General features: G+C 60.6%; 15 protein-coding genes. 10 read left to right on the top strand and 5 right to left on the bottom strand.

The genetic code is table 11. The features are described from left to right. Window positions 1–2: 2 nt before the first annotated feature. Window positions 3–965, bottom strand: coding sequence for a LacI family DNA-binding transcriptional regulator (locus L0U79_RS06250; RefSeq protein WP_233843846.1), 963 nt, complete (start codon window positions 963–965; stop codon window positions 3–5). 302 nt (window positions 966–1,267) lie between these two features. On the opposite strand from L0U79_RS06250, the gene pgmB reads away from it, so the two are divergent. From pgmB to L0U79_RS06210, 8 genes are all read left to right on the top strand, one after another. After that, window positions 1,268–4,282 carry a beta-phosphoglucomutase gene (gene pgmB / locus L0U79_RS06245; protein ID WP_233841019.1) on the top strand — a complete coding sequence of 1,005 codons (3,015 nt, stop codon included), beginning with the start codon at window positions 1,268–1,270 and terminating at the stop codon, window positions 4,280–4,282. A gap of 84 nt (window positions 4,283–4,366) precedes the next feature. Further along, the gene (locus L0U79_RS06240; protein ID WP_233841018.1) at window positions 4,367–6,928 is read left to right on the top strand and encodes a TonB-dependent receptor; all 2,562 of its coding nucleotides are present in this window, start codon (window positions 4,367–4,369) and stop codon (window positions 6,926–6,928) included. 236 nt (window positions 6,929–7,164) lie between these two features. Continuing rightward, window positions 7,165–8,427 carry an MFS transporter gene (locus tag L0U79_RS06235; protein ID WP_233841017.1) on the top strand — a complete coding sequence of 421 codons (1,263 nt, stop codon included), beginning with the start codon at window positions 7,165–7,167 and terminating at the stop codon, window positions 8,425–8,427. A 44-nt stretch (window positions 8,428–8,471) separates the two neighbouring features. Next, the gene (locus tag L0U79_RS06230) at window positions 8,472–10,718 is read left to right on the top strand and encodes a glycoside hydrolase family 65 protein (protein WP_233841016.1); all 2,247 of its coding nucleotides are present in this window, start codon (window positions 8,472–8,474) and stop codon (window positions 10,716–10,718) included. A gap of 5 nt (window positions 10,719–10,723) precedes the next feature. Then, window positions 10,724–12,544, top strand: coding sequence for a putative 2OG-Fe(II) oxygenase (locus tag L0U79_RS06225; RefSeq protein WP_233841015.1), 1,821 nt, complete (start codon window positions 10,724–10,726; stop codon window positions 12,542–12,544). A 222-nt stretch (window positions 12,545–12,766) separates the two neighbouring features. Further along, complete coding sequence (locus L0U79_RS06220) at window positions 12,767–14,458, top strand: alpha,alpha-trehalase (protein ID WP_233841014.1); 1,692 nt, start codon at window positions 12,767–12,769, stop codon at window positions 14,456–14,458. Between the two features lie 82 nt (window positions 14,459–14,540). Continuing rightward, window positions 14,541–15,617: an alpha/beta hydrolase fold domain-containing protein gene (locus tag L0U79_RS06215; RefSeq protein WP_233841013.1), complete on the top strand. Its 1,077-nt coding sequence runs from the start codon at window positions 14,541–14,543 to the stop codon at window positions 15,615–15,617. A gap of 79 nt (window positions 15,618–15,696) precedes the next feature. Further along, window positions 15,697–17,136 carry a sigma-54 dependent transcriptional regulator gene (locus L0U79_RS06210; RefSeq protein ID WP_233841012.1) on the top strand — a complete coding sequence of 480 codons (1,440 nt, stop codon included), beginning with the start codon at window positions 15,697–15,699 and terminating at the stop codon, window positions 17,134–17,136. A gap of 44 nt (window positions 17,137–17,180) precedes the next feature. On the opposite strand, the gene L0U79_RS06205 is transcribed toward L0U79_RS06210, so the two are convergent. The 4 genes from L0U79_RS06205 to L0U79_RS06190 form a co-directional block, all read right to left on the bottom strand. Beyond that, window positions 17,181–18,770 (bottom strand): response regulator, encoded by a 1,590-nt coding sequence (locus L0U79_RS06205; protein ID WP_233843845.1) that lies wholly within the window; start codon window positions 18,768–18,770, stop codon window positions 17,181–17,183. A 77-nt stretch (window positions 18,771–18,847) separates the two neighbouring features. Beyond that, window positions 18,848–19,291 (bottom strand): response regulator, encoded by a 444-nt coding sequence (locus tag L0U79_RS06200; protein ID WP_233841011.1) that lies wholly within the window; start codon window positions 19,289–19,291, stop codon window positions 18,848–18,850. Then, complete coding sequence (locus L0U79_RS06195; RefSeq protein WP_345778420.1) at window positions 19,288–21,123, bottom strand: ATP-binding protein; 1,836 nt, start codon at window positions 21,121–21,123, stop codon at window positions 19,288–19,290. Before L0U79_RS06195 ends, L0U79_RS06200 begins: the two co-directional genes overlap by 4 nt. A gap of 136 nt (window positions 21,124–21,259) precedes the next feature. Further along, complete coding sequence (locus tag L0U79_RS06190; RefSeq protein WP_255682495.1) at window positions 21,260–23,596, bottom strand: GH92 family glycosyl hydrolase; 2,337 nt, start codon at window positions 23,594–23,596, stop codon at window positions 21,260–21,262. A 236-nt stretch (window positions 23,597–23,832) separates the two neighbouring features. Between L0U79_RS06190 and L0U79_RS06185 the strand changes: the two genes are divergently transcribed. Further along, window positions 23,833–24,882 carry a LacI family DNA-binding transcriptional regulator gene (locus L0U79_RS06185; protein WP_233841010.1) on the top strand — a complete coding sequence of 350 codons (1,050 nt, stop codon included), beginning with the start codon at window positions 23,833–23,835 and terminating at the stop codon, window positions 24,880–24,882. Between the two features lie 95 nt (window positions 24,883–24,977). Continuing rightward, window positions 24,978–26,222: an L-fucose:H+ symporter permease gene (gene fucP / locus L0U79_RS06180; protein ID WP_233843842.1), complete on the top strand. Its 1,245-nt coding sequence runs from the start codon at window positions 24,978–24,980 to the stop codon at window positions 26,220–26,222. The last annotated feature ends 143 nt before the right edge of the window (window positions 26,223–26,365 follow it).

Raw genomic sequence — 26,365 nt, 5'->3', positions numbered from 1 at the left:
CGTCAGGTCGATCTGACCACCAAGGTCGTCGCCATCATCTGCGACTGCACCGACTGCCCGTGTATCTGCGCGAGCACTTTGCGCGCAAGCAGAACGCCGCCTTCCTGCCAGTTCTGCCGCACCGTACTCAACGGCGGCAGGAAGCTCGCGCCGAGCGGCGTATCGTCGTAGCCGATCACGGAAACATCGTTAGGCACCGACTGACCCAGTTCCACCAGTGCGCGAATCGCGCCCATGGCGAGCAAGTCGCTGCACGCGAAGATCGCATCGAAACGCACTTTGCGTTCGGACAGCGACTGCACGGCTTCGATGCCCGATTCCAACGTAAAGTCCGCCCGGCGCATCAGCAGCGGCTTGATGCCGTGCTTGGCCAGTTCGTCGACGAATCCGAACAGGCGTTGCGCCATTTCCGGGTGATCGGGATTGCCGATAAAAACCGGATGACGCCGCCCAATGGAAATAAAACGCTCCGCCACGCTGATGCCGCCCTGGCGGTTATCGCTGCCGACCACGATGTGGTCGTCGCCGCCTTGCCCGGCCGCGCCCCACACCACCATCGGCAACCCGACCTTGTCGTAGTAGCGTACGGCGTCCTGATGCACACCCTGACCCAGCAAAATCAAACCGTCCGCCGCTTGCACTGGGGCATTCGAAGCACCTTGCCGCGTGGTGAGCAGCACGCTGTAACCGGCCGACGTCAGCTCTTGCGAGATACCACCGAGCAGCGATAGCGGGTATGGATCCCACATGGTGCGTTCGGAAGACGGCTTCATCTCCACGATCACCGCAACCGTATGGCTGCGGCGCAAACGCAGGTTGCGCGCACTGACGTTCAACTTGTAGCCATGTTTGCGCGCCAGCGCTTGGACCCGTTCCCGTGTCTCGGCATTGACCAAAGGGCTTTCGCTCAAGGCCCTGGACACGGTGATTTTCGATACGCCGGCAAGCTCCGCGAGGTCCGCCATGGTGAGGCTGGGACGGTGCGCAAGAGGTTGTTTCTTCTTGGGCTGCGTCAAACGGCGACCCCCTCAAGTGGATGCATCAATACGGTTGCGACGTGCACGGCAAGTGTGCCGTAGCGGCGTCCATTGCACCAATACAGTTTCTTTTGCAACCACATTTTGGACACGCCCCGAGGCGCATCATGCTGCGCTGCGAATATGATATCGATATCTTGATATCGATATCACTGAAATCTTATGCTCGCGCACCACAGGCCGAGGCGGCCGATGAAAAGACCTACCAAGCGATGCCAAGGGGAGAATGCGTGCACAGCCACGATGCACAAGCCGTAGCCATGGAACCGGCATACCAGGCATCCCCCGATCCCTGGCGGGTCGTTCATGCTCAGCGTCCAAAGGGATTCGAACTGGCCAAGTTCGAAAGCCTGTTCGCGCTGGCCAACGGCACACTCGGCGTGCGCGGCGCATTGGAAGAAGATCGCAGTCCCACCCAAGGCACGTTTCTCACCGGCGTATGGGAACGCACGCCGATCGAATACCACGAACGCTTCCCCGGCTTCGCCCGCACCACCGACACGCGCATCCCGGTACCGGACGGCGTACGCATCGGCTTGCGTTTGGGCGAGGCGCCGGTCTATCTGCGCGAAGGCGAATGGCTGGCGTTCGAGCAAGCGCTGGATTTGCGCGCCGGCTGTCTGGAAAGAACCCTGCGCTGGCGCTCCCCCACCGGCGTCACCCTGCAGATCGACGCGGAGCGGATCGTTCCCCTGCACACCCCTAACCTGTTGTGCATCCGTTATCGCGTCACCTCCGTTGATTACCACGGGCCGATCACGCTCGAATCCCAACTGATCGCCAGCAACACCGCCGCCGAACAAGGCGACGATCCGCGTATCGGCGCGCGCATCAGCGGCGGCCTGAGCGTCACCGCGTCCGATGCCGATCGCACCATCGCGTCGATCTGCCAACGCACGCAAAGCAGTCATATTCGCCTGGCGAGCGTGCAACGGCATCGTATGACGCAGCCGAACCTCGCGTTCTCGCGCGCCCTCGTCGACGACGCCGAAGACGTGCAGCAGGACTTTGTCGCCGAGCTGCATCCCGGCGACAGCGTGGTGCTGGAAAAGTACGTCGCGTATGCGTGGAGCCGCCCCGAAGGTGGCGACACCGAAGCCTCGTTGCTCGATGCGGCCGCCACCACGCTGGAACGTGCGCTCACTGTTGACTTCGACACGCACCGCGCCGAGCAAGCGAAAGCCTGCGATGCGTTCTGGCGCGAAGTGGATCTGGAGATCGACGGCGACACCGCCGTGGAGCAAGCGCTGCGCTTCAACCTCTATCACTTGCTGCAATCGGTCGCGCGCGACGGCAGCGGCAGCGCCGCCGCCAAAGGCCTGACCGGCGAAGGTTACGAAGGCCACTATTTCTGGGACGCCGAGGCGTTCATTCTACCGGTGCTGGCGGCGACCTCGCCCGAGCGCGCACGCAGCATGCTCGAATATCGCATCAGCACGCTGGACCGCGCGCGCAATCACGCGCGCGAAATGAATCATCCCGCCGGCGCGTTGTACGCGTGGCGCACGATCAGCGGTGATGAGTGTTCGGCGTATTTTCCTTCCGGCTCGGCGCAATATCACATCAATGCGGCGATAGCGTTCGCCATTCGCATGTATGTGGACGCATCCGGCGATACGGATTTTTTTGTGCGCGGCGGCGCCGAAATGTTGTTCGAAACGGCGCGCCTGTGGCACCACGTGGGCAACTACAACCCACGTCGCGGCCATGCGTTCTGCATTTGCCAGGTAACCGGGCCGGACGAGTACACCGCGCTGGTCGACAACAACTACTACACCAACTTGATGGCGCAACAGCATCTGCGCTACGCCGCCGACATCGCATCGCAACTGGGGCGCGAACGTCCGCACGAGTACGCGCGCATCGCCACGGCACTGGAGTTGTCGGATAAGGAAATTGCCGCATGGCTCGCCGCCGCGGATGCGATGTATCTGCCGGTCGATCCGCAGCTGGGCATTTTTCCGCAGGACGACGACTTTCTCGATAAACCCCGCCTTCCCATCGCACGCCCCGGCGAGCACGGTCATCGTCCGCTGTTATTGCAACTGCATCCACTGACGATCTATCGCCATCAAGTGTGCAAGCAGGCGGACGTGCTGCAGGCCTTTGTGCTTGCCGGCCACGGCATCGACAAAGAAAGCAAGCGGCGCAACTTCGATTACTACGAAGGAGTGACCGTGCACGATTCCACGCTGTCCGCGTCGACCTTCAGCATCGTTGCGTCCGAAGTCGGATACGCGCAGAAGGCGTATCAATATTTTCTGGATACGCTGCGCGTCGATTTGGACAACCTGCACGGCAACACCTCGCACGGCGTGCATATGGCGGCGATGGCCGGCAGCTGGCTTGCGTTGGCATGGGGATTCGGCGGCATGCGCGCGGTGGATGGTCGGCCGTCCTTCTCGCCAACCTTGCCCGCGTCGTGGAACAGCTACCGCTTCGGCGTGAACTGGCGCAACAACCACATTCGCGTTTCGGTCAACAAAGATCGCGTGGAATACACGCTGACCGAAGGCGTGCAGCTGGAAATCATGCATCACGGCAAGAGCCTGCTGCTCTATGCAGGCCACACGGCCAACTTGCCGCTGCAAGCGTCGGCGCATCCATCGACCAAGGGCGTGATCTTCGACCTCGACGGCGTGATTGCCGACACGGCGGTGGTGCATCACGCCGCATGGAAAAAACTCGCGTCGGAAATCGGCGTTCCGTTCGACGACTCGGTCGGCGAGCGGCTCAAAGGCGTCGATCGCCGCGCTTCGCTCGACATCATTTTGGAAAACGCATCGCACACGTATTCCGAAGACGAGAAAGAAGCGCTCGCTTCGCGCAAGAACGAGTATTACAAGCAGCAGATCGAATATTTCGGTCCGGAAAATCTGCTGCCGGGCGCGCGCCACGCCGTCGAATCGGTGCGCCGCGCTGGCTTGAAAACCGCGCTGGCGTCGGCCAGCCGCAATGCACCCCTTTTGCTGGAAAGGCTCGGTATCGCCGAATTGTTCGACTACGTGGTGGATGCAAACCGCATCAGTCGCGCAAAACCCGATCCCGAGATTTTCCTGGCCGCGGCAAGCGGCCTCGGCTTGGAGCCGAGCGAGTGTCTTGGCGTGGAAGACGCCGCGGCAGGGATCGCCAGCATTCACGCTGCAGGAATGAAAGCGGTTGGAGTCGGCCAGGCGCAAGCCTTGGCCGGTGCAGATCTGCTGTTGCCGAACGTAGGTGCGTTCGACATCAGTTTGTTTGTTTAGAGAAACAAGAAACAAGAACGAAGAAACAACTAAACACGCGGTTACGCCGCACCATCACATACAAACCGTTGGGGAGAACGTTTGATGAAGACCAAGCCACTCACACGCGTAGCGTTGTCGGCTGCTATTACGGCCACGCTTGTGTCCGGCGCCGTCTATGCGCAGGACACGAGCCAGACGCAAACGACGACGACGCCGGCGACTACGGCACCGACGACGCCCGCCGTCAAAGCCAGTCCCGGTGCACAGCAGAGCGCCAATGCCAAGAATGCTTCAACCCTGCAGCAAGTGGTGGTGACCGGCACCGCCACGTTCGGCGGTATCAAGAAAATCGACGCCGCGTACTCGATCACCTCGATGACCGCGCAACAGATCAAAGAAGCCAACCCCAAGAGCGTGGCCGATCTGTTGAAAGCCTCGCCAGGTGTGTATCCCGAATCGTCCGGCGGTCAGACCGGCGCCAATATCGAAGTCGCCGGCTTCCCGGGCGGCGGCGACGCGCCGTACTACACGGGCCAGCTCAATGGCACGCCGATCTACCCGATGTCGAATCTGTCGTTCATGGATCAATCGTCCATGTTCCGCCTCGACGACACCATCGATCGCGTCGAAATCGTGCAAGGCGGTCCGTCGGTGTTGTACGGCAACGGCCAGCCTGGCGTGACGTCCAACTTCATTCTGCGCGAAGGCACCGATACGCCATCCGGCGACATCGGCGTCACCTACGGTTCGGAAGGGTTGTATCGCCTCGACGGTTTCCTTGGCTTCAAGATCGCCAACAACTGGTATGGCAGCGTGGGTGGCTTCTGGCGTCGTTCCGACGGCGTGCGCGATCCGCAGTTCCCTGCCGACAACGGCGGCCAGTTTACCGCGACGATCACGCGCGACTGGGATAACGGCTCGCTAATGTTCTATGCGCGCGCATTGAAAGATCACAACCAGTTCGTCACCGACACGCCGATCCTCAATCCGAGCAAGGGCCAGTTCTCCAACTATCCGTATTTCGATGCGCTCACCGGCACCTTCGGCAGCAAGGCCGACCAGCGTGAATTCATCGAGACCACGCCTTGCTTCACCCTTGGCTGCAAGCCTGGCGGCGTCGACGCCAATCTCGCAAAGGGCCGCGGTGCGGATATCCGCACGTTCGGCGCGAACTTCGACTGGGATTTCGGCAATGGCTGGTCGATGTCCGACAAACTGGGCTTTACCGCAGGCGAGTTGAACACCATTTCGTTCTTCAGCACGGGCGACAACCCGACCACGCTCGGTAGCTACATCGCGAGCCAGGAAACGGCCGACGGTCTTCCGGCCGGCCTCGTCGCCAACGCTACGTATACGAATGGTCAGTCGGCCAGTTTGGGCCAGAACGTCACGCAGCAAGGTCTGTGGTGGGTGCGCAAGAATCTCGAAGCGGCGAGCAACGAGTTCCACGTCAGTAAGGAGTTGTTCGAAGGCAATACGTTGACGCTGGGCAACTACACGGCCGTCTATCAGGACCATGACACGTGGTTCCTCGGCAACAACATGTTGTTGCAAGCCGTCAACAATCCGAACCCGATCGTGGTGTCGCTCACCAATGGCGTAAACACGTGGGATCTCACCGACCCGCAAGGCTTCGTCAGCGCCGTTTCCGCAGCGGCCATCAAAGAACGTTGGCACGGTTTCAACTCGGCGTTCTTCTTGACCGATTCGTGGAAGATCGACAATTGGCTGATCGACGGCGGCATCCGTGTGGAGCATCAGAACGCCAACGGCGCTATCGCCAACACGGCCAAGGGTGACCTGGACGACAACCCGTACACGCTCTACAACAACAGCTCGCAATACTTCGCACCCGGCAATCAGTACATCAATTTCTCCAAGACGGAGAAGTCCTGGACGCTGGGCGCCAACTACGAGTTCAACCCGAGCATGAGCGCCTACGTGCGCGCAAACCTGGGCGTGCACTTCCCGGACTTCGACGATCTGCGCGGCTTGCCGACTACGCCGGTGCAAAAGATCAAGAACTACGAAATCGGCTTCAAGTATCAGGCCGATTGGATCTACGCCGACGTCAGCGCGTATCGCCGCTTGTTCTACAACGTGCCGTACACCATCACCACCGATACCGGTCAGAACACGTATGTGTACGGATCGCAGTCCAAGGGCGTGGATTTCATCACCACAGTCAAGCCGTTCGAAAATGCCGCGGTTACGTTCTCGGGCGACTATATGGACGGCCATTACTACCGTTACATCGGTTGCATCACCTACACGACGCAGGCCGGCGCCAACGCATGCTCCAGCATCAACGGCATGCAGTTGCAACGTCAGCCGAAGTTCCAGTTCCGTCTGACGCCGTCGTACACCATTCCCACTTCCTGGGGTAGCGTGAAAGCGTGGATCACCTACGAATACGTCGGCAATCGTTACGGCGATCTGATCCAGCAGCAGCCGCTCGGCAACTACTACGATCTGGCCTTCGGCGTGACAGCCAATGTGGGTCAACATTGGGTGGTGGGCGTGCAAGGCACCAACCTGACCAATCAGATCGGCATCACGGAAGGCAATGCGCGTCTGTTCGGCTTCGCCAGTTCCAACGGCGTGATCCTGGCCCGCTCGATCGAGGGCCGCGAGGTGAACGGGCAGGTGAAGTACAACTTCTGATGTGCTTTTCCCCTCTCCCCTGCCAGGGAGAGGGGCCGATTTGTTAGACGCCCTCCCCTCCTTTGGGCACCCATGGCCGGACGCACCATCCGGCCATGGACTTTCCGCCCATAACACGTTGTAGAGTTCGTTCGTCAGTCACTGTCGCGGCGGGTTTATGAACCCGCACGGCTTCGGCGGCTGCGTTCGGCGAGGGGGTTTGTTTCACCACGCAATGTGTCACCAGGCAGGTCGCCATGAACCGATTCCGCATGATCGCCGCGCTCGCTCTGATCTATATGGTCTTTGCGATTTTGCTCAACAGCGTGGGTACGGTCATCTTGCAATCGATCTACACCTTCGGCGTCGATAAGCCGCAGGCGAGCCTGCTGGAGCTGTTCAAAGATCTGCCCATTGCGATTACGTCGTTTCTTGTCGCTTCGTTTCTTCCCCTGCTTGGCTATCGGCGCGCGATGATGATCGCGTTGGGCATCGTTGCCTGCGCATGCGTGCTGATGCCGTTGTATCCCAGCTTCCGCACAACGGAGCTGTTGTTCACCTGCGTCGGCGTGTCGTTCGCGCTTACCAAGGTGGCGGTGTATTCCTCGATTGGACTCCTGACCGACGACCGTAGCGAACACGGCCGGCTCACTAACACCATCGAAGGCTTGTTTATGATCGGCGTGCTTGCGGCAGGGTGGCTGTTCAGCGCCTTCGTCGATCGCACGAAGCCTGGCAATGCGTCGTGGCTGAATGTTTATTGGGTGCTGGCGGTACTGTGCGTGCTGGTGATCGCGTTGCTCGCCACATCGCGCATGGACGAATCGGCCGCGCACACGGAAGAAACCAAAACCATGCGCGGGTCGTTGCTGGAAATGCTTCACCTGTTTTTGCGGCCGCTGGTTTACGTGTTTCTCGCTTCCGCTTTTTTGTACGTGCTAATCGAGCAAAGCTTTAGCACGTGGCTGCCGACGTTCAACAACGAGATCCTCAAGCTGCCCAATGCGATGAGCATCCAGCTGGCGACTATTCTCGCCGGCGCCTCGGCAGTGGGTCGCATCGTCGCCGGACAGTTGCTGCGTCGCATGCGCTGGTACGCACTGTTGAATATTTGCGTGCTCGGCATGGGATTGCTGGTGACGCTGACTTTGCCACTCGCGCAAGGAGTGGTAGAGCGCGCCGATATCGGCTGGTTGAACGCGCCGGTGGCGGCGTATCTGATTCCTTTAATCGGCTTATTGATGGCGCCGATTTATCCGGTGATCAACTCCGTAGCGCTGAGCTCGCTCCCTAAACCCTCGCATGCGCCGATGACGGGTTTAATCGTGATCTTCTCCGCGTTGGGCGGGACGCTCGGCTCACGTATCACGGCAATCGTATTTTCACGCTTCGACGGCATTCACGCGTTTTACTTTTCGCTGTTGCCGATGCTGTTGATCCTGATTACGCTGTTTTTCTTTAAGCGCGAAACCGATCGTGCCGGCGCTGGTCCGGCAACCATCGCCCTCGCCGTCAAATAGCGGCGCCGATCTATCTCGCGTATCGCCTCACTGATGGAGTATCCATGAGTTTTCGCCGCTTCGGCTTTTCCGGTTTGTTTCTCGCCGCTTTTGCCGTGGCGCCCGCGTCGCACGCGGCGACGGATCCGAGTTTTCTGCTTACCGCTTCCGCGGACAATTTTGGCAGCTATTTCCCGAGCTATCTGGCCAACGGTTATTTCTCGACGATGACCTCGCCGCGCGGCACCGAGCCTGCGCGTGCCTACATGGTCGCGTTTATGGATTACGACAAACGCGATGCGTCGCGCCCCGCCGCGATTCCCGGCTGGAGCGAGATCGACTACAACCCCGGCGGCGGCTGGATCAATTCCACGCGTCTGGACAAGAAAATTTTCGCCGACTACGCGCAGACGCTCGACATGCACGACGGCACGCTCACCACGCGCTATCGCTTCGATTACGCCAACAAGTCGACCGATGTGAAGGTGATCACCTTCGTCAGCCAGGCGGATACGCATCTTGCGGCCACGCAAATTTCCATAACGCCGCAGTTCGACGGCAGCGTGGAACTCACCTTTCCCATCCGCCTGTGGACGGAACATCAGCCGCGCTTCCCCATCGGCAGCATGACGGGCGACGAAATGATTTCGGCCGTGATTGCGAGCGGACAGAATCTCGACAACAAACCGGTCCCCACACCCGACCGCGCAGCGGTCTGGTATCCCGGTTACACCGAAGTCACGTCGAGCGATGGCGATACGAAAACGCTGACATTATGGCTCGATGGCCGCGCCAAAGAAGGCTTGAGCATGGCCGAGGCAGCGGCCGTCGCACTGCCGAAGAATCTGACGATCCAAAACGTGAAGCTGGACAAAACCTCCAACCTGCTCTCGCTGCACGTCACCGCGAAAGTCGCCAAGGGAACCACATACACCTTCACCAAATACCTCGCCGCATCGCGCCAGGATTGGGGCGGCGATGCGCAATCGGATGTCGCGCTCGCTAAGCAAGCGCGCGAAAGCGGTTTCGATGCGCTGCTCGCCAAGCATCAAACTGCATGGCATGAGCTGTGGAAGTCGGACATCGTGGTGGACGGCGACCCGCAGGTGCAAAAAGCCGTGCACTCCGATCTCTATTATCTGCTCTCCAATACGACCGTCGGCACCGCGTGGCCGATGGGCGCTTGCGCGCTGACGCCCAATTACGCCGGTCACGCGTTTTGGGACAGCGATTCATGGGTCTTCCCCGCGCTGTTGTTGCTGCATCCGGAACGCGCCAAGCCGATCGTGATGTTCCGCAATCGCACCATGCAGCCCGCACGCGAACGCGCGATCCAGTACGGCGCGAAGGGCACGATGTATCCATGGGAATCCGATCCGCAAACCGGCGTCGACAACACACCGCATTTCGCATACGGCGTATTCCGCGAGATCCACGTCAACGCCGATATCGCCATCGCACAATGGCAGTACTACCTGGCCAGCGGCGACGATGCGTGGCTCAAGCAATACGGCTGGCCGGTGATTCGCGAGATCGCCGAGTTCTGGGCCAGTCGCGTCACCTATAACAAGGCGGAAGATCGCTACGAGATCATGCACGTGACGTCGCCCGACGAAGCGTACGACGACGTGCCGAACGATTCGTTCACCAACGCGGCTGCACGCAAGGCGCTGCAAATCGCCATCGAAGCGGCGAAGAAAGTCGGCGAGCCTGCCGACCCGCAATGGGCGACGATCGCGTCGAAGATGTACATCCCGTTCCTGGAAAAAGAACAGCGCCATCTGGACTTCGACCAATCCGTGCCGCACGACAAGATCACCTGGATGGGCTCGTCGCTGGCGTGGCTGATGTATCCGAATCTCGATCTGCCGATGTCGGAAGCTGTGCGTCGTAACGACTTCGACTTCCAGCTGCACGAACTGAAAGTTCACGGCGACGATCCGAACGAAATGATGATGGTTATGCTCGCCGTCGGCGCGTCGGAACTGGGCGATGCTAAATCGGCCGGCGATTGGATTCAGCGCAACCTGGTCGGATTCCTCAAGCCGCCTTTTAATGTACGCACGGAAACCGTGGCGAACAATGCGGGCTACATCCTCGCCACGTCGTCCGGCTTTCTGCAAAGCATGATTTACGGACTGACCGGTTTGCGTATCGACGACAAAGGATTGGACGCGGAATATGCCCCCGTGCTGCCGTTGCATTGGAACGCGCTGACGCTCAAGCGCGTCAGCTTCCAGGGCAAGCAATACGACATCACCATCAAGCGCAATGCCCAAGACAAGGCGGAGCTGGTCCGCAGGGCATTGTGACACCCATGTCCTCACTCGCGCCCGCGCTTCTCGCATCTATGCAGCAGGTCGGCAAGCTGCTGCAGGCGGGGGATCTTCGCGGCGCGCACGGGCAATTGCAGTCCATCGTCGAACACTATCCCGACTACGCCGAAGCGATGCGCCTGCTCGGCGGCATTCGCCAGACGCAAGGCGATATCGATGGCGCGGAGGCGCTGCTGCGCAAAGCCATGACCGTCGATCCAGGCTGGGCGCCGACCTGGGTTTCGCTCGGCGAATTACTGTTGAACCGCGGCCGCACGGACGAAGCGATACCGCTGCTGCAACGTGTCGCCCCGCGCTTGCCGCACGCGGCGCTCTTGCTCGCACGCCATTACAACGATCAGCAGCGCCCGACGGAGGCGCTGGCCGTGCTTGCGCCGCTGTGCAACGCAGGGCAACTCTCGGCCGAGTTGATCTCGCAACATATCGCAGCGCTCGCCGCGCTCGGTCGACAGGACGAAGCCGTCGCGTTTTATACCCAGCGCGTGGAAGCGTCTCCCAACGATCCTGCAGCCGCGCACGCGCTGGCGATGGCGCTGGCCACGGCATCCAGACATGCCGAAGCCGAACTCGCGACCCACCACGCGCTCGCACTCGGGCATCGGACCGCGGCCGTCTATTTCACGCACGCGAACAGCCTGATCGCACTGGGCAAGCTCGAATCCGCCGAAGCGGCATTGCGCGATTGCGTGCGACAGGAGCCGCGCCATGTCGAAGCGCACGATCATCTCGCGCGATTGGTGTGGATTCGCACCGGCGATACCGCAGAAACTACCGCGGCGCTCGATCTTGCGTTGCAAATATTCCAGGGCGATGAAGCCTTGCTTGCGGCGAAAGCGGCCGTCCTGCAAGGCGCGGGCGATGCGCGCGGCGCTTACCTCTGTCTGGCGGCGTCGGCGGCGCATGAACATGCTTCACCGACATTATTGGTGCGCGCTGGATTGGCTGCGCTGGAATTCCATCCGGCCGCCGCGCTGACCTTGGCGGAACGCGCTTTACGGCAATCGCCCTCTTCTGCCGCCGCGCAAAACGTGTTGGCGGCCGCGCTGCTCGGTACCGGCGATGCGCAACAAGCACTGCATCACTGCGAAACGCTGCTCGCCAACAACCCGGACGATCAATACCTGATCGCACTGCAAACCACCGCATGGCGTTTGCTCGGCGACGAACGCTACGACGAGCTTTGCGATTATTCGACGTTGATTCGCGCGCAAACCTTGCAAGCGCCGCCACCATGGTCGGATCTGCCGCAATTCCTCGACGACCTCAAGCGCAGTCTGGAACGCCTTCACAATCCGCACGGTCATCCGCTGCTGCACCAATCATTACGACACGGCACTGAAACCACCGGCGATCTGACGCGTCAAGCGGACCCGGTCATCCAGGCGCTGTTTCGCGCGTTCGACGAACCGATCCAGGCGTATCTCGCACATATCGGCAACGGCTCCGATCCATTGCGCCGTCGCAATCGCGGGACGTATCGCTACAACGGCGGTTGGTCGGTACGGCTACGCAACGCGGGCTATCACAACAATCACGTGCATCCGCGAGGATGGATTTCTTCCGCGTTCTACGTGGATCTTCCCGACAGCATGGACAACGCCTCCACACCGGATGGATGTCTGGCGTTCGGACAGCCCAGCATCATGACGACGCCTCTGTTACGCACGCAGCATATTGTCCGACCCGAAGCGGGCAAGCTCGTCTTGTTCCCCTCGTATTTCTGGCATGGCACCGTGCCGTTCCACAGCGACAAGACACGACTTACGGTGGCGTTCGATGTCGTGCCGAGAAACTCGACATGATGAAGCGGAGCACGACGCTCGTCTGCTCGGCGCCAGTCGACATAAGCGCTCGCGGGTCGGAAGCGCCAGGCGCTCAGACACATCACGTTTCGCCCCAAAAAATGGATATCGCGCTAACACGCGATATCCGCGGACACGCAACACTCACCTGCCACGATCTCTGATGCAAACACGCGTAGGGCTGCCGGCACGGCCGCCGTTCGCCTCGGATGGGGAATGGGTATGAAGACACAACGCCGTACATTCGATCTTTCAAAAACAAAATTCTTGGCACTGCTGCTTTCCACTACCCTAGTTGCAACTGCCTCGGCGGCTCAGCCCGATCCCGTCAAGACTCGCGCCTATATCGACAAAGCCTGGAGCACGCTCACGCGTTCTCAGGACAATTGCGCGTCGCTGACCGATCCTAAAATTAAAACGCGTCCCGTACTCTACGTGCCGGCGCAATTCACGCCACCCGCCGATCTCGCGCAAGTGCAGAAGCGATGCAATATCGACTTGCATACCTTGCCGCACACGGTCGAGCAACTGGGCGATATCGACGCGACCAAACTTCCGGTGCAGGGGCTTTTGTATTTACCGCATCCGTACGTCGTGCCCGGCGGGTTCTTCAACGAGATGTACGGTTGGGACAGTTATTTCATCTTGCTGGGATTGGTGGCCGATCACCGCATCGAGCTTGCGCGCGATATGGTCGACAACGCACTGTTTGAAGTGCAGTACTACGGCGGCGTGCTCAACGCGAATCGCACGTATTACCTCAGCCGTTCGCAACCGCCGTTTCTGACGCAGATGATGGTGGCGGTGCTCAACGATCCAGCTGGCTTCCACAATGCGGACGAGAAGCGCGCATGGCTCGAAAAAGCGTACCCGCTCGCCGTGCGCAATCACGACATCTGGACGCGCCCGGAACACCAGGCCGGCAACACCGGCCTGGCGCGCTATTACGATTTCGGTAACGGCCCGGTGCTGGAAGCCCAAACCAGCAGTTACTACCGTGGTGTGATCAAATGGTTGATCGCGCATTCCACGGACAATCCCGGTTATCTGATCAAGGCGACCGAACATCCCAACGATGCCGAAGCGGAGCGCCTGAAAACGGAGAGCTGCGACGTTCGCGCATCCAAGGTGTGCGCAGACGATTGGTTCGGTGGATATCGCCTGACCGCCGACTACTACCACGGCGATCGCGCGATGCGCGAGTCGGGCTTCGATACCAATTTCCATTACGGCCCGTTCGCGGGATCGACGCATCACTACGCCGATGTGAGCTTGAACAGCCTGCTCTATCGCTACGAACTGGATTTGCACGACTTCGCCCAACAACTCGGCAAAACCGCCGACGCCACGCGCTGGGCGCAGGCTGCCGCCGCGCGCAAGGAAGCGATGGACAAATATTTGTGGCGCGCCGACGACGGCATGTACCGCGATTACGATTTCGTCGCGGGCAAGCCATCTAACTTGCCGTACCTCACGACGTTCTATCCGCTATGGGCCGGTGCGGCCTCGCCGCAGCAAGCCGCGGCAGTACGCAGCAAGCTTTCCATTTTCGAACTGCAAGGCGGATTGACGATGGATGATCGTCCCAGCGGCGCGCAATGGGACAATCCGTTCGGTTGGGCGCCCACCAATTGGCTTGCGGTGGCCGGTCTCGATGCCTATGGCTTCCACGACGATGCGCATCGCATCGCTGGTAAGTTCAGCGCCACGATCGATCGCAGTCTTGCCGCGGACGGCACCATTCGCGAGAAGTACAACATGGCGAGCGGCAATGCGGACGTAAAAATCATCGCGGGCTACACCACGAACGTGATTGGTTTCGGCTGGACCAATGGCGTGTATTTGATGATGGAAGAAATCCTTAGCGGCACGAAGACGAAGGCCGCCGTTCCCCCGCAATCGGCGACGCCATGATGTATTGCCCGTCGTTTCGGCACGCGCGGGAACGATGGGCGTTCGGCGTTTTATTCGCAAACGAGTCTTGAGGAAAAGCATCATGCGTGCATTGCGTTTCTCACTCTTCGCCTCAGCCTTGCTGTTAATCGTCAACGCAACAAGTTCAACGGCGTACTCGCAGGACAAAGCACCGAGCTTCCAACCCGACGGCAGCGTGACCTCGCCCGCGCTCTCCATTCCGTATTCCGTCTACGCGTCGCCGGAAGCGCGTGCGTTCTTTCCCAAAATGCTGGCCGCCGGCAGCAAGGCGCCGCCGCTTTCCGCGCCCATCGCGCAGAATCGCGCGTTCTACGACCGCATGAACAGCGATCGCGCGACGCGCATGGAGAAGATGTATCCCGTAAAGATCCACAGCGAGACGATCGCAGGCGTTGGCACCGATATCGTGCTGCCTGCGCAGGGCGTCTCCGAGGCGAACCTTCATCGCGTGCTGATCAATCTGCACGGCGGCGCGTTTCTCTGGGGCGCGCATAGCGGCGGTCTGGTAGAGTCGATACCGATCGCCAGCATCGGGCGCATCAAGGTGATCACAGTCGATTATCGCCAGGGCCCCGAACATACATTCCCCGCCGCGAGCGACGATGTCGAAGCGGTGTATCGCGCGCTGCTCAAGCAATACAAGCCCGATGAGATCGGCATCTACGGCTGCTCGGCCGGCGGCATTCTCACTGGCGAGGCGGTCGCGCGCCTGATCACCGACAAACTGCCGACGCCCGCCGCCATCGGCACGTTCTGCGGTTCGCTGTTGGATATCGATGGCGATGCCGCCTACGTCGCGCCGGTGTTGAACGGACAAGGCGTGCCCGAGCATCGCCTCACGTTCGCGGACCTGCCCTACTTCCATGGCTCCAATCCCCACGATCCGCTGGTGCAACCAGGCGTGTCGCCAACCCTGTTGGCTAAATTCCCGCCAACCCTGCTGATCACCGGCACCCGCGACGGCACGATGAGTTCGGTGCTCGCCAGCCAGCAATTGCTCGACCGGGCCGGCGTGCCGACCGAACTGCACGTATGGGAAGGGATGTGGCATTCCTTCTTTTCCGACCCGGAAATGCCGGAATCGCAGGATGCCTATCGCGTAATTGTGAGGTACTTCCTCAATCACCTTGGTCGCTGACTTACATGGACTCAAGATGCTTTGCCACTGGCGTGTGCGGCGAGTATCCTGAACGGCAACCCACCCTCGCCTCCGAATCATGAGCCAACAGACCGTACTGGTCATCGACGACGAACGCGACATCCGCGAGCTCCTGACGATCACCCTGGGCCGCATGGACCTGAAGGTCGATGCGGTCGGCACGGTGGCCGAAGCACGTCAGGCGCTTTCCGAGCGCAGTTACGATCTTTGCTTTACCGACATGCGTTTGCCCGACGGCAGCGGCCAGGAAATCGTCGAGCTGATCGCGGCCCAATACGACGAAACGCCCGTGGCGATGATCACCGCCTACGGCAACGTTGACGCAGCCGTCACGGCGCTGAAGGCCGGCGCGTTCGACTTTGTTTCCAAGCCCGTCGACATCCAAATGCTGCGCCGATTGGTACGCACGGCCTTGAAGCTGGCCGAAGAAAAGCGCACCGGCGCCGGCGCCAGCACCGCATCGACCGGCTCGGCCGAACGCCTGATCGGCGATTCGTCGGCCATGCAGCAGGTGCGCAACACTATTGTCAAACTGGCGCGCAATCAGGCGCCGGTGTACATCGCCGGCGAATCCGGCGTGGGCAAAGAGTTGGTGGCGCGTCTGATCCATGAGCAAGGGCCGCGCGCGACCGGGCCGTTTATTCCGGTCAACTGCGGCGCCATTCCGTCGGAGCTGATGGAAAGCGAATTCTTCGGTCACCGCAAAGGCAGCTTCACCGGCGCGGTCGCCGACAAAGAAGGTTTGTTCCAAGCCGCCCACGGCGGCACGCTGTTCCTCGACGAGGTGGCCGAACTTCCCTTGCATATGCAGGTGAAGTTGCTGCGCGCGATTCAGGAAAAAGCCGTGCGCCCGATCGGTGCGCGCGAGGAAATCGCGGTGGACGTGCGCATCCTGTCCGCCACGCACAAGAATCTCGCCGCGCTGGTCGAACAAGGTCAGTTTCGTCAGGACTTGTTCTACCGCATCAATGTGATCGAACTGCGCGTGCCGCCGCTGCGCGAACGTCGCGGCGACGTTCCCTTGCTCGCCGATTTCGTGTTGCGCCAATTGGCAAACAAAAGCGGCGCCAGCGCGCCGGTGCGCCTGTTGCCCGAAGCACGCCAAGCGCTGGAGGAATACGGATTCCCCGGCAACGTGCGCGAGCTGGAAAACATCCTGGAACGCGCGGTGGCGATGTGCGACGGCGATCGCATCGACGCCAGCGATCTGATGCTGCCGCAGCGCCCGCAAAACCACAGTGCGGATACCGGCGCCCCGATGCACGCCACGCATCACGCGCCTTCCGCGTTTTCGCCGAGCCATGTGCCTGCGTCGTCGCCCAGCACGAATACGCCTTCGAGCGAGCTGCCGCTGGACGACTACATCAGCAACCTCGAGCGCACCGCGATCATGAAGGCGCTTGAAGAATCGCGCTACAACAAGACGGCGGCGGCGAGGAAATTGGGCATTACGTTCCGCGCGCTACGCTACAAGCTCAAGAAGCTCGGCATCGATTGATGTAAATCGCCATCGCTCCTCCTCGGCCGTCGAGGAGGAGTGCGCTACGACCGCGGCTTTTCTTTATCGTGACCGCCTACGTGCAAGGTATGACGCACCGCCTGAAGCAGCGCGCGCGTGCTTACGGGCTTGTTCAATCGATGCACGCGGTTGCCGGGCATTTGCAGGTTGGTCGAATCCGCCGGACTGTTTGCGCGGCATAGCACCAGTACGCCGTTGCGATAGCCGTACTTGCTGAGCGCCGCGAGCGTGCGCTCGCTGGTGAATAGACTCATATCCGCGTCCAGCACCACCAGATCGGGCAGGCCGCAGGCTTCGATCCATTGCAGCGCGGCAGTGCCGCTCTGGCTGCCGTGCACTTCATAGCCCCAGGCGTCGAGCGTGTCGCTCAGCAGCGTAAGCTGGCCGGCTTCTTCCACTACCAGCAGCACATGCTCGGCATTGCCGTGCAGATGCGCATCGGTTTCGCTCAAATCGGATGTATCGGCGAGCGGGCGCGACAGCGGAATATACAAATCGAAGCACGAACCCTCGCCCACGATGCTGTCCATGCGCATCGCGCCGCCGTGGCTGTAGACGATGCGACGGCACGACAGCAGGCCCAAGCCCGTTCCGCCTTCCTTGGTGGTGAAGAACGGTTCGAACAGCCGACTGCGCACTTCTTCGGTCATACCCATGCCGTTGTCAGATACGGACAAGCGCACGAATTCGCCGGGTTGCGCCTCTTCGTGCTCCTGAAAAAAGCTCCGCTCCAACGGCACCTTGCTGGTGGACACACGCAACACACCGCCGTTGGGCATCGCTTGAATCGCGTTGAGGCAAAGATTGAGCAGGCACTGCTGCAGTTCGGTGTGATTGCCCTCGAAGGTGAGCTGCGGGTCGGCGACATCGATATCCAACGTCACACCACGCGGCACACTGCCCTGCAACAGCAGCGACAACGCATCGACCAGCGCCTGCACTTTGACCTGTTCGGCGCGGCGCGCGCCGCGCGCGAACGACAACATGGATTGCACCATTTCCAAACCGCGCCGACCGCAGTCGCGCACCAGCGCGCCCAAGCGCGCCAGGCGCGGATCGGATTGGTAATCCTGCAAGCTGTCGCCCGCCAGCAGCAGTGGCTGCAGCAAGTTGCGTAGGTCGTGGCTCAACCCACCCGCCAGCATGGCGAGGCTTTCGAAACGCTGGATGCGGATCAACTCCGCCTCGGCGCGCGCCCGTGCGCGCTGCTCGTCGGCTTCGCGCATGGCGCGACGCACCGCGCTCGCCAATCGGGCGGGATTCTGTTTGAGGATGTAATCGGTGGCGCCTTCGCGCAGCGCCGCGATGGCCGCTTCTTCGCCCAGCGTGGCGGACACGTAAATAAAAGGGATATTCGCGCTGTGTTCGCGCAGCAGTTCCAATGCGCGCTGCCCGGAGAACCCGGGCATGCTGAGATCCGACAGCACAATGTGCGGCCCGAAATCCTTCAGCGTCTGCACGTAGGCCGGCTCGTCGTCGACCAGGCGCACTTCGTAATCGATGCCATCGGCCTGCAGCTCGGTAAGGACCAGCTCCGCATCGAGCGGGCTGTCCTCGACCTGCAGAATCCGTATCCGCGGCAGCGAGCGCTGTTGATTGGACTTGTCCGGCATCCAATCATCATATTTCAATGCGCCACCGCTGGAAGAGGCGTTCACGCCCTCGGCGGCATTCGGGCCGTAACGGCGCTTCATTCGGGCTCCGGCGACTGATTCAGCACCGCCCAGAACTGGCCCAGCGTGCGCACTGCCTGAAAAAACTGGTCCACGTCGACGGGCTTGATGACGTAGGCGTTCACGCCCAGATCCCAGCTGCGCGCCAGATCGCTTTCCTCGCGCGAGGACGACAGGATCACCACCGGCGTGCGGCGGAATCGTTCGTCGGAGCGCATTTGCATCAGCACATCCAACCCGTTCATGCGCGGCATTTTGATGTCGAGCAGCACCACGGCGGGTTCGTCGTCCGGGCGTCCGGCGAAGCTGCCGCGCGCGTAGAGCCAGTCCAGGCAATCCACGCCGTCCTCCACGTGCACCACCGGATTGATCAGGTGTGCGTCGCGCAGGGCGTCCATGGTCATTTCCGCATCGACCGGACTATCTTCAACCAGCAAGATGGTTCGCAATGGACTGTTCATGGCGATGCCGTTGGCGGTTCGATGGCCGATAGCGTGAAGTGAAAGCGGGCGCCGACTCCCGGCTCGCCTTCTGCCCAGACGCGACCTCCATGACGCATCACGATACGCCGAACATTAGCCAGACCGATACCGTTACCCGGAAATTCGCTGGCCTTGTGCAGGCGCTGGAATACACCGAAAAGTTTTTCGATGTAGCGCATGTCGAAGCCCGCACCATCGTCGGCCACGGTGAATTCGTAGTCGCCGCCTTCGCTGCGCTGCACGGAGACGCTGATATTCGCGATGTCGCGTTGTCCGGTGTATTTGACGGCGTTGCCGATCAGATTTTGCCAGACCGTGCGCAGCATGTTTTCATCGCCCACCACCACCGGCAGCGATTCGATCTGCCACTGAATTTTGCGACCCGGCGCTTCGGATTCGGCGAACGAGCATGCTTCCTCGACGAGCGATTGCATATCGACCGCCTGCAGACGAAGCGCTCCGCGCCCCAGGCGCGAGAACACCAGCAAATCTTCGATCAGCTGCGCCATGCGATGCGAAGCTTCGCGAATCACGCTGAGATAGTGAAGCGCCGTGTTATCGGCGCCTTCGCCCAGATGCGTTTCCAGTTTTTGCGCGAAGGCCGTGATGTGTCGCAACGGTGCGCGCAGATCGTGCGAAACGGAATAACTGAAAGCTTCCAGTTCGCGGTTCACGTCGGAAATCTGCGCGACTTTGCTTTCGAGCTGATGATTGAGCTCCATCACTTGCTGCTCGACCAGCGCACGCGCGGTGACATCGCTGACTGTCAGCAGTAGCGCAGGATTTTGGCTGTCGCGCTGTTGCAACCGGCGCGCATTGATCACGACATGGCGCTCCACGCCATCGATGGTGCGCTGGGTGAGTTCGAAATCCCACAGCTCGCGATCGCGCGACAGCACATCGCGCAGACGCTGCAGCAACACTTCGTCCGCCCATGCGCCTTGGCCGATGTCTTCCAGGTATTCCTCACGGCTTTCCTCGGGAACGCCGTACAACTCGCTGAAAGCCGCGTTCACCAGCAAGGTGTGAAGATTATTGTCGAGCAAGGCGATGGGTTCGCGCACGGCCTGCAAAATCATCTGCGAGCGTTGCACGGCTTCGCGCTCGCGCACTTCGGCTTGCAGTCGCCGTCCAATCTGACGCTCGGACACCACCACCACGATTAGCAGCATCAGGAGCTGCGCCGCAGCGGTCATCGTGACGACCAGGCGACTGTTGTAGGACTGCTTTTTGGCGGCCTCGCGACGCTGCTGCAATGTCTCTTCCGCATTGGCGACGATCTTGTCGGTCACGTCGTCGATGTGGAACAGCGCGTCGGCATCGCGCAAGGCTTGCGTGGCGCCGGCGCGATCGTTCTGGCGATAGCGCTGGATCGCTTGATGCAACAACGCCAGGCGACCGTTTTCCACCGCGCCCAATTGATCCACCAGACGTTGCTGCATGACGTTGTCGGCGGTCATGCGGCGCAATTCGTCCAACAGGCCCGGCACCGTGCCCTCGGCGTTCAACGCCGTGGTTTCGGCGTGGGCGACCGGATCATCCGCGAGCAGATGCTGCAGCGCCGATTCGGCAGCGTGGGTTTGATCGGCAATGCGGTAAGCCAACGCTTTGACTTCCGCCGAACGGGTCACCAGTTCGCCGGCTTCGAAGGATTGCTGCGAACTGCCGCGCGTGATCATGTACGGCAACGCCACAATCACGAGCACAGCAAGCAGCAGGCCGCCGGTGCGCCATGGCATCGCCGCTACTTGTCGCACTCCCCCTGGAATCATCAACCGCCCTTGATTCGTAAGCGCTACGGCACAGTGCATGCATTCTGCGCATGTTTGCACTCGCTGACCAGTGCGATAGCACTTCGCTTACAAAAATATCCTGTTAGAGCGCGTTAACTCGCTGTTTCGGCGGTTTCGACGCCCTCTCCCATCCAGGAAAGGGCGTCCAATCGCATTATTTCTTGGAATAGGCGCTCATGGACGCAGGGCGCGCGGAGATTGCCTGGCCCCAGGTCTTGTTCGGCTGCGCCTGCATGGTGAAGTGCAGCTCGCCGCCGGCAAGGATGTCCGCGTGCTTCAGATAAACACGATCCAAAGGCTTGCCGTTGAGCGTGACATCGCCCACGAACGGATGCTCGCCATCCATCGGCGAGGCCGTGATGGTGAAGGTGTGGCCATTGCTCAAATGAATCGCGGCGCGCGGCACAAACGGCCGCCCGATGGCGTATTCGTCGCTGGCCGGGGTAACCGGATAGAAACCCAACGCGGTGAAGATGTACCAGGCAGACATCTGGCCCAGATCGTCGTTGCCGATCAAGCCGGCCGGACCCGGACCGTACTCGTTGTCCATGATCTGTTTGAGGCGTTGCTGCGTTTTCCACGGCTCGCCGGCGTAGTCGTACAGGTAGGCGATGTGGTGGCTGGGCTCGTTGCCGTGTGCGTACCAACCGATCAAACCTGTGATGTCCTCCACATTTTTGAAGATCGACGGATCGACCTTGGCGTCGAACATTTGATCGAGCTTGTTTGTGAAGGATTCGTCACCGCCCATCGCGGTGATCAATCCGGCCACGTCCTGCGGCACATACCAGGAGTACTGCCAGGCATTGGCTTCGGTGTAATCGTCGCCGTAGCCTGCACTGGTGGGATCGAACGGTTCGCGGAATTTGCCGTCGGTAAGTCGGGCGCGCATAAAGCCGGTCTTGGGATCCCATACGTTGCGCCAATACGTGGCGCGTTTGTCGAACGTGTTGACGATGTCGTGCTTGCCCATCGCCTTGGCCATCTGCGCGATGGCCCAGTCGTCATAAGCGTATTCCTGCGTCTTGGAACCGCCTTCCACTTCCTTGTCGATGGGCACGTAGCCGAGCTTCATGTAATCGGCGAGGTCACCGTAATCGCCGTAGGTGGCAGTGGACACCATCGCCTTCATCGCCTTGTCGGCGTCGAAGCCGCGAATGCCTTTGATATAGGCATCGGCGATGATCGCGACCGAGTGGTAGCCGGTCATGCACCACGTTTCCAAACCTTGATACGCCCACACCGGCAACATGCCGAACGGACTGGCCTGCTGCGAGGCGATCAGCGAGCGCACAAAGTCCACCGAGCGATCGGGATGCAGCAGGATCATCAACGGCTGTTGCGCGCGATACACGTCCCACACCGACCAGCTCGAATAAAAATCGAAGCCGTCGGCGTGATGCACCTGATAATCCGGTCCACGGTATTCGCCATTGACGTCGGTGCTGAGGCTCGGCGAGATCATCGCGTGATACAGCGCGGTGTAGAACTGCGTGCGCAAAGCTTTGGAGCCGTCGACATCGATGCCCGCCAGCGCTTTGTCCCACGCGGCGGCGGCATCGCTGCGGTGCGCGTCGAAATTCCAGCCCTGGCCATCGTGATCGAGATTGGCGATCGCATTGGCTTCGCTCACGGAAGAAATCGCCGTTTTCACCAACAGCGGTTGCTTGAGGTCGCCGAAGTCGAACACGCCGACGATGGCGCGACCGTTCTGCGCGTTGCTGTCCTGCGCTTGATAGCCCGGACCTTTGAAACCCTTGTAGAGAACATCGGATTCGCGGTTATAGAGCTCGCGCGACGTCATCGGCTGATTGAAGCGCATCGCAAAACACAGTTCGCGACCTGGCGCCCAACCGCGCGTCACGCGGCATCCGGTGACGGTGCCGTCCGCGCGCACCTGCAGGTTCGACCACACCACTTTGCCAGGATAGTCGTAGATGCTCGGGCGAAGATCGAGCAACAGATGCGCCGGTTTGCCGGTCGGGAAGGTGTAGCGATGCCAGCCCACGCGACGGCTGGCGGTCAGTTCGGCGCGGACACCGTAGTCGCTCAGCGTGACGGCGTAATAGCCGGCCTGCTCCACTTCGGTGTTGTGGTCGAAACGCGAGCGGTAGCCGCTGCCGGGCACGTTCTCATCGCCCGGATCGAGCTTCACATCGCCCGCGATCGGCATCACCAGCACATCGCCGAGATCGGAGTGACCGGAGCCGGAGAAGTGCGTATGGGAGAAACCCATGATGGTCGGGTCGTTGTACTGATAGCCGGCCGCCCACTTGTACGCGTGCTTGAAGTCAGGCATCGCCGTGTCGGGTGACAGCTGGACCATCCCGAACGGCACCGTGGCGCCTGGGAAAACGTGTCCGTCACCGCCCGTGCCAATACGGGGATCGACATCGGCGGCGTGCTGCTCGGCCGCCTGGGCCGCGGAAAGCGCCCCCAGCGATGCCATGATGGTCAGGACAAGACACGAGCGGATCAGGCGATGGTTCATGGGGATAGGGGCCTGTTAATGTCTTCGGGTTGGGATTGGCGAGCCAGCCGGTGGAACCTCGTAACTGGCCAAAGGTCCCTTTCGAGACGGGGTCAGCCGGGGGCCGGATGGTTTGGATCGTTCCAAATGGCGCAAACTACCATTTGGGGGAAGAACTTGGCATGTTGCAGTGCGTGATCACAAAAATGCCGGTTCGGGTAAATTTGGATCGTTCTAAAAGCGAGGACCTGGCATAAATGGGGAACACACCGCCGGTCGGCCGCAAGGTCACCCTTAGCGATATTGCCGCGGGCTGCGACGTCTCCCGGGCGACGGTGTCACTTGTCCTGCGGGGCAGTCCACTGGTCAACAAGCACACCCGCGCGCGCGTGGAAGAAGAACTTCGCCGCCAGGGCTACGTCTACAACCGCGCGGCGGCGAATTTGCGCCGGCGCACGTCGTCGAGCATAGCGCTCGTGCTCAACGATTTGGCCAACCCGTTCTTCGCGGAATTCGCGGCGGGGGTCGATGAAATTTTGGGCGACACCGGTTTCGTCACCTTGCTGGGCAGCACTGGCGAATCGACCGAACGCGAATTGGCGGTGCTCGGTTCGCTGATGGAACACGGACCGGCCGGCATCATTTTGTCGCCTGCCGAAGGAAGCGACGCGCAACAGTTGCTCTCCGCCGTCGGTTCGCAGACGCCGCTGCTGCTGTTCAACCGCGAAGTAAGCGGCGATGTCGCCGCGTGCGATCACTGGGATCGTCTGTTTCTGGACAACCAGCGCGGCGCGCGCCTCGCCACCGAACATTTGATCGGCCAAGGTCATAAACGCATTGCGTTCTACGGCGGCCATCAAGGTTCGAGTTCGTGCCGTCAACGTCGCAGCGGCTATGCCGACGCGATGCAAGCCGCAGGCCTGCAGGTCGAGTCGAACTGGGTGGTGGAATGCATTCCCAACCGTTTGGACGCTGTCGCGCAGAGCGATCAGCTGTTCAACGGCAAACACGCGCCCACCGCCGCCGTTTGCTACAACGATGCGGTCGCGCTCGGTTTGATGCTCGGCTTGCATCAACGCGGATTGCAGCCCGGCACCGATTTCGCGCTCACCGGCTTCGACGATATCGCCGAAGCGGCCGTCAGCGCGCCGCCGCTGACGACGCTTGCCGTAACGCCGCGCGATCGTGGCAGGCAGGCGGCGGAATTGATACTTCAGCGCGTACGCGATCCGTCCGCACCGCCGCACCAAACCACCGCACCTGTGCATTTGCTCGTGCGCGAAAGCAGCAGCCCGCCTCACGCCTGACCATCCGGAAACCACACATGGCATTTACCGCACCCACTGCGCCGTCTTCCGGAACGTCGACGGCATCAAGCGATTCTCGCTACACGTACTACCCGATGGCGCTCACCGTGATTACCACGGTGTTTTTCATGTGGGGCTTTCTGACGTGCTTGAACGATATTCTGATTCCGCATTTGAAAGCGGTGTTCGAGCTGAGCTACGCACAAGTGATGCTGGTGCAGCTCACCTTCTTCGGTACCTACTTCCTGATGTCGTTACCGGCCGGACGATTGGTCGCCCATCTCGGTTACAAGAAAAGCATCGTGACGGGCCTGGTAATTGCCGGCATCGGCGCGCTGGGTTTCTGGCCAGCGGCGGGACTGCGCTGGTATCCCGCATTTCTCGGTGCGTTTTTTGTGCTCGCAACAGGCATCACAGTGTTGCAGGTAGCGGCCAATCCTTACGTAGCGCTGCTTGGGCCCGAAAAAACCAGTTCCAGCCGACTCACCCTGGCGCAAGCGCTCAATTCGTTGGGCACAACGATTGCGCCTTGGTTCGGCAGCATGTTCATTCTTTCTACCCAGGTTAAAAGCGCGGCTGAAATCGCCAGCCTTTCCGCCACGCAGCAGATGCTCTATCGCACGCAAGAAGCGCAGGCTGTGCAAACGCCTTATATCGGCCTGGCCGTTGTGCTGATTTTGTTGGCCGTGTTTGTATGGATCTTCCGACTGCCGACGCTAAAAGAAAGCACCGAGCAGGCCGATACCGGTCATCACACGCTGTTGGATGCGTTGCGGTATCCACATGTGATGTTCGGCGTCTTCGCCATTTTTTTCTATGTCGGAGCTGAAGTATCGATCGGCAGCTTCATGGTGAACTATCTTTCAGGGCCGACGATCGGTCACATGACGGAACAAGTCGCGGCGAAATATGTGGGGCTCTATTGGGGCGGCGCGATGCTGGGCCGCTTTCTCGGTTCCGTGTTGCTCGCGAAATTCTCGCCGCGCAAGTTGCTAAGCATCTTTGCAGTGGTGAACGTGATCTTGTTGCTGACAACAATATCGACTAGCGGCGATGTGGCGGTTTACAGCATCGTGGCGATCGGCCTTTTCAATTCAATCATGTTCCCCACCATATTCTCGCTCGGCATCGAGCGCATGGGCCCGCTCACTGGCAAAGCCTCGAGTTTGCTGATCATGGCGATTGTCGGTGGCGCAGTGGTCCCTCAGTTGCAAGGTTTTCTGGCCGATCACATCGGCGTGCAGCATGCGTTCTATTTGCCGTTGCTGTGCTACGCGTACATCGTCTTCTACGGTTGGAGCGGCTCGAATATTCGCAGTGCGCCGGTCAATCCGGAATAGAAATTTGTTTTCTCTCCGTGTCGGGAGAGGTGATGTGAACAGCACGTTTGCGGCCACAACCGGAAACGCACCGCGGTCTCGATACCACGCACGATCGCCTGTCACTGCACCGCTCGTCACGACGCGGCAAGGAAGAAAGATCA

The organism is Dyella sp. 2HG41-7, assembly GCF_021390675.1.
GTDB lineage: Bacteria > Pseudomonadota > Gammaproteobacteria > Xanthomonadales > Rhodanobacteraceae > Dyella_B.
This window is presented reverse-complemented; position numbering and strand designations above follow the sequence as displayed.

Excerpts from the sequence above, each read along its gene's own strand:
- L0U79_RS06210 (WP_233841012.1), top strand. The coding sequence starts at position 15,697 with ATGAGCCAACAGACCGTACTGGTCATCGACGACGAACGCGACATCCGC.
- L0U79_RS06200 (WP_233841011.1), bottom strand. The coding sequence starts at position 19,291 with ATGAACAGTCCATTGCGAACCATCTTGCTGGTTGAAGATAGTCCGGTC.
- L0U79_RS06205 (WP_233843845.1), bottom strand. The coding sequence starts at position 18,770 with ATGCCGGACAAGTCCAATCAACAGCGCTCGCTGCCGCGGATACGGATT.
- L0U79_RS06220 (WP_233841014.1), top strand. The coding sequence starts at position 12,767 with ATGAAGACACAACGCCGTACATTCGATCTTTCAAAAACAAAATTCTTG.
- L0U79_RS06230 (WP_233841016.1), top strand. The coding sequence starts at position 8,472 with ATGAGTTTTCGCCGCTTCGGCTTTTCCGGTTTGTTTCTCGCCGCTTTT.
- L0U79_RS06195 (WP_345778420.1), bottom strand. The coding sequence starts at position 21,123 with ATGCACTGTGCCGTAGCGCTTACGAATCAAGGGCGGTTGATGATTCCA.
- fucP (WP_233843842.1), top strand. The coding sequence starts at position 24,978 with ATGGCGCTCACCGTGATTACCACGGTGTTTTTCATGTGGGGCTTTCTG.
- L0U79_RS06250 (WP_233843846.1), bottom strand. The coding sequence starts at position 965 with ATGGCGGACCTCGCGGAGCTTGCCGGCGTATCGAAAATCACCGTGTCC.
- L0U79_RS06185 (WP_233841010.1), top strand. The coding sequence starts at position 23,833 with ATGGGGAACACACCGCCGGTCGGCCGCAAGGTCACCCTTAGCGATATT.
- L0U79_RS06225 (WP_233841015.1), top strand. The coding sequence starts at position 10,724 with ATGTCCTCACTCGCGCCCGCGCTTCTCGCATCTATGCAGCAGGTCGGC.
- L0U79_RS06235 (WP_233841017.1), top strand. The coding sequence starts at position 7,165 with ATGAACCGATTCCGCATGATCGCCGCGCTCGCTCTGATCTATATGGTC.
- L0U79_RS06215 (WP_233841013.1), top strand. The coding sequence starts at position 14,541 with ATGCGTGCATTGCGTTTCTCACTCTTCGCCTCAGCCTTGCTGTTAATC.
- L0U79_RS06240 (WP_233841018.1), top strand. The coding sequence starts at position 4,367 with ATGAAGACCAAGCCACTCACACGCGTAGCGTTGTCGGCTGCTATTACG.
- L0U79_RS06190 (WP_255682495.1), bottom strand. The coding sequence starts at position 23,596 with ATGAACCATCGCCTGATCCGCTCGTGTCTTGTCCTGACCATCATGGCA.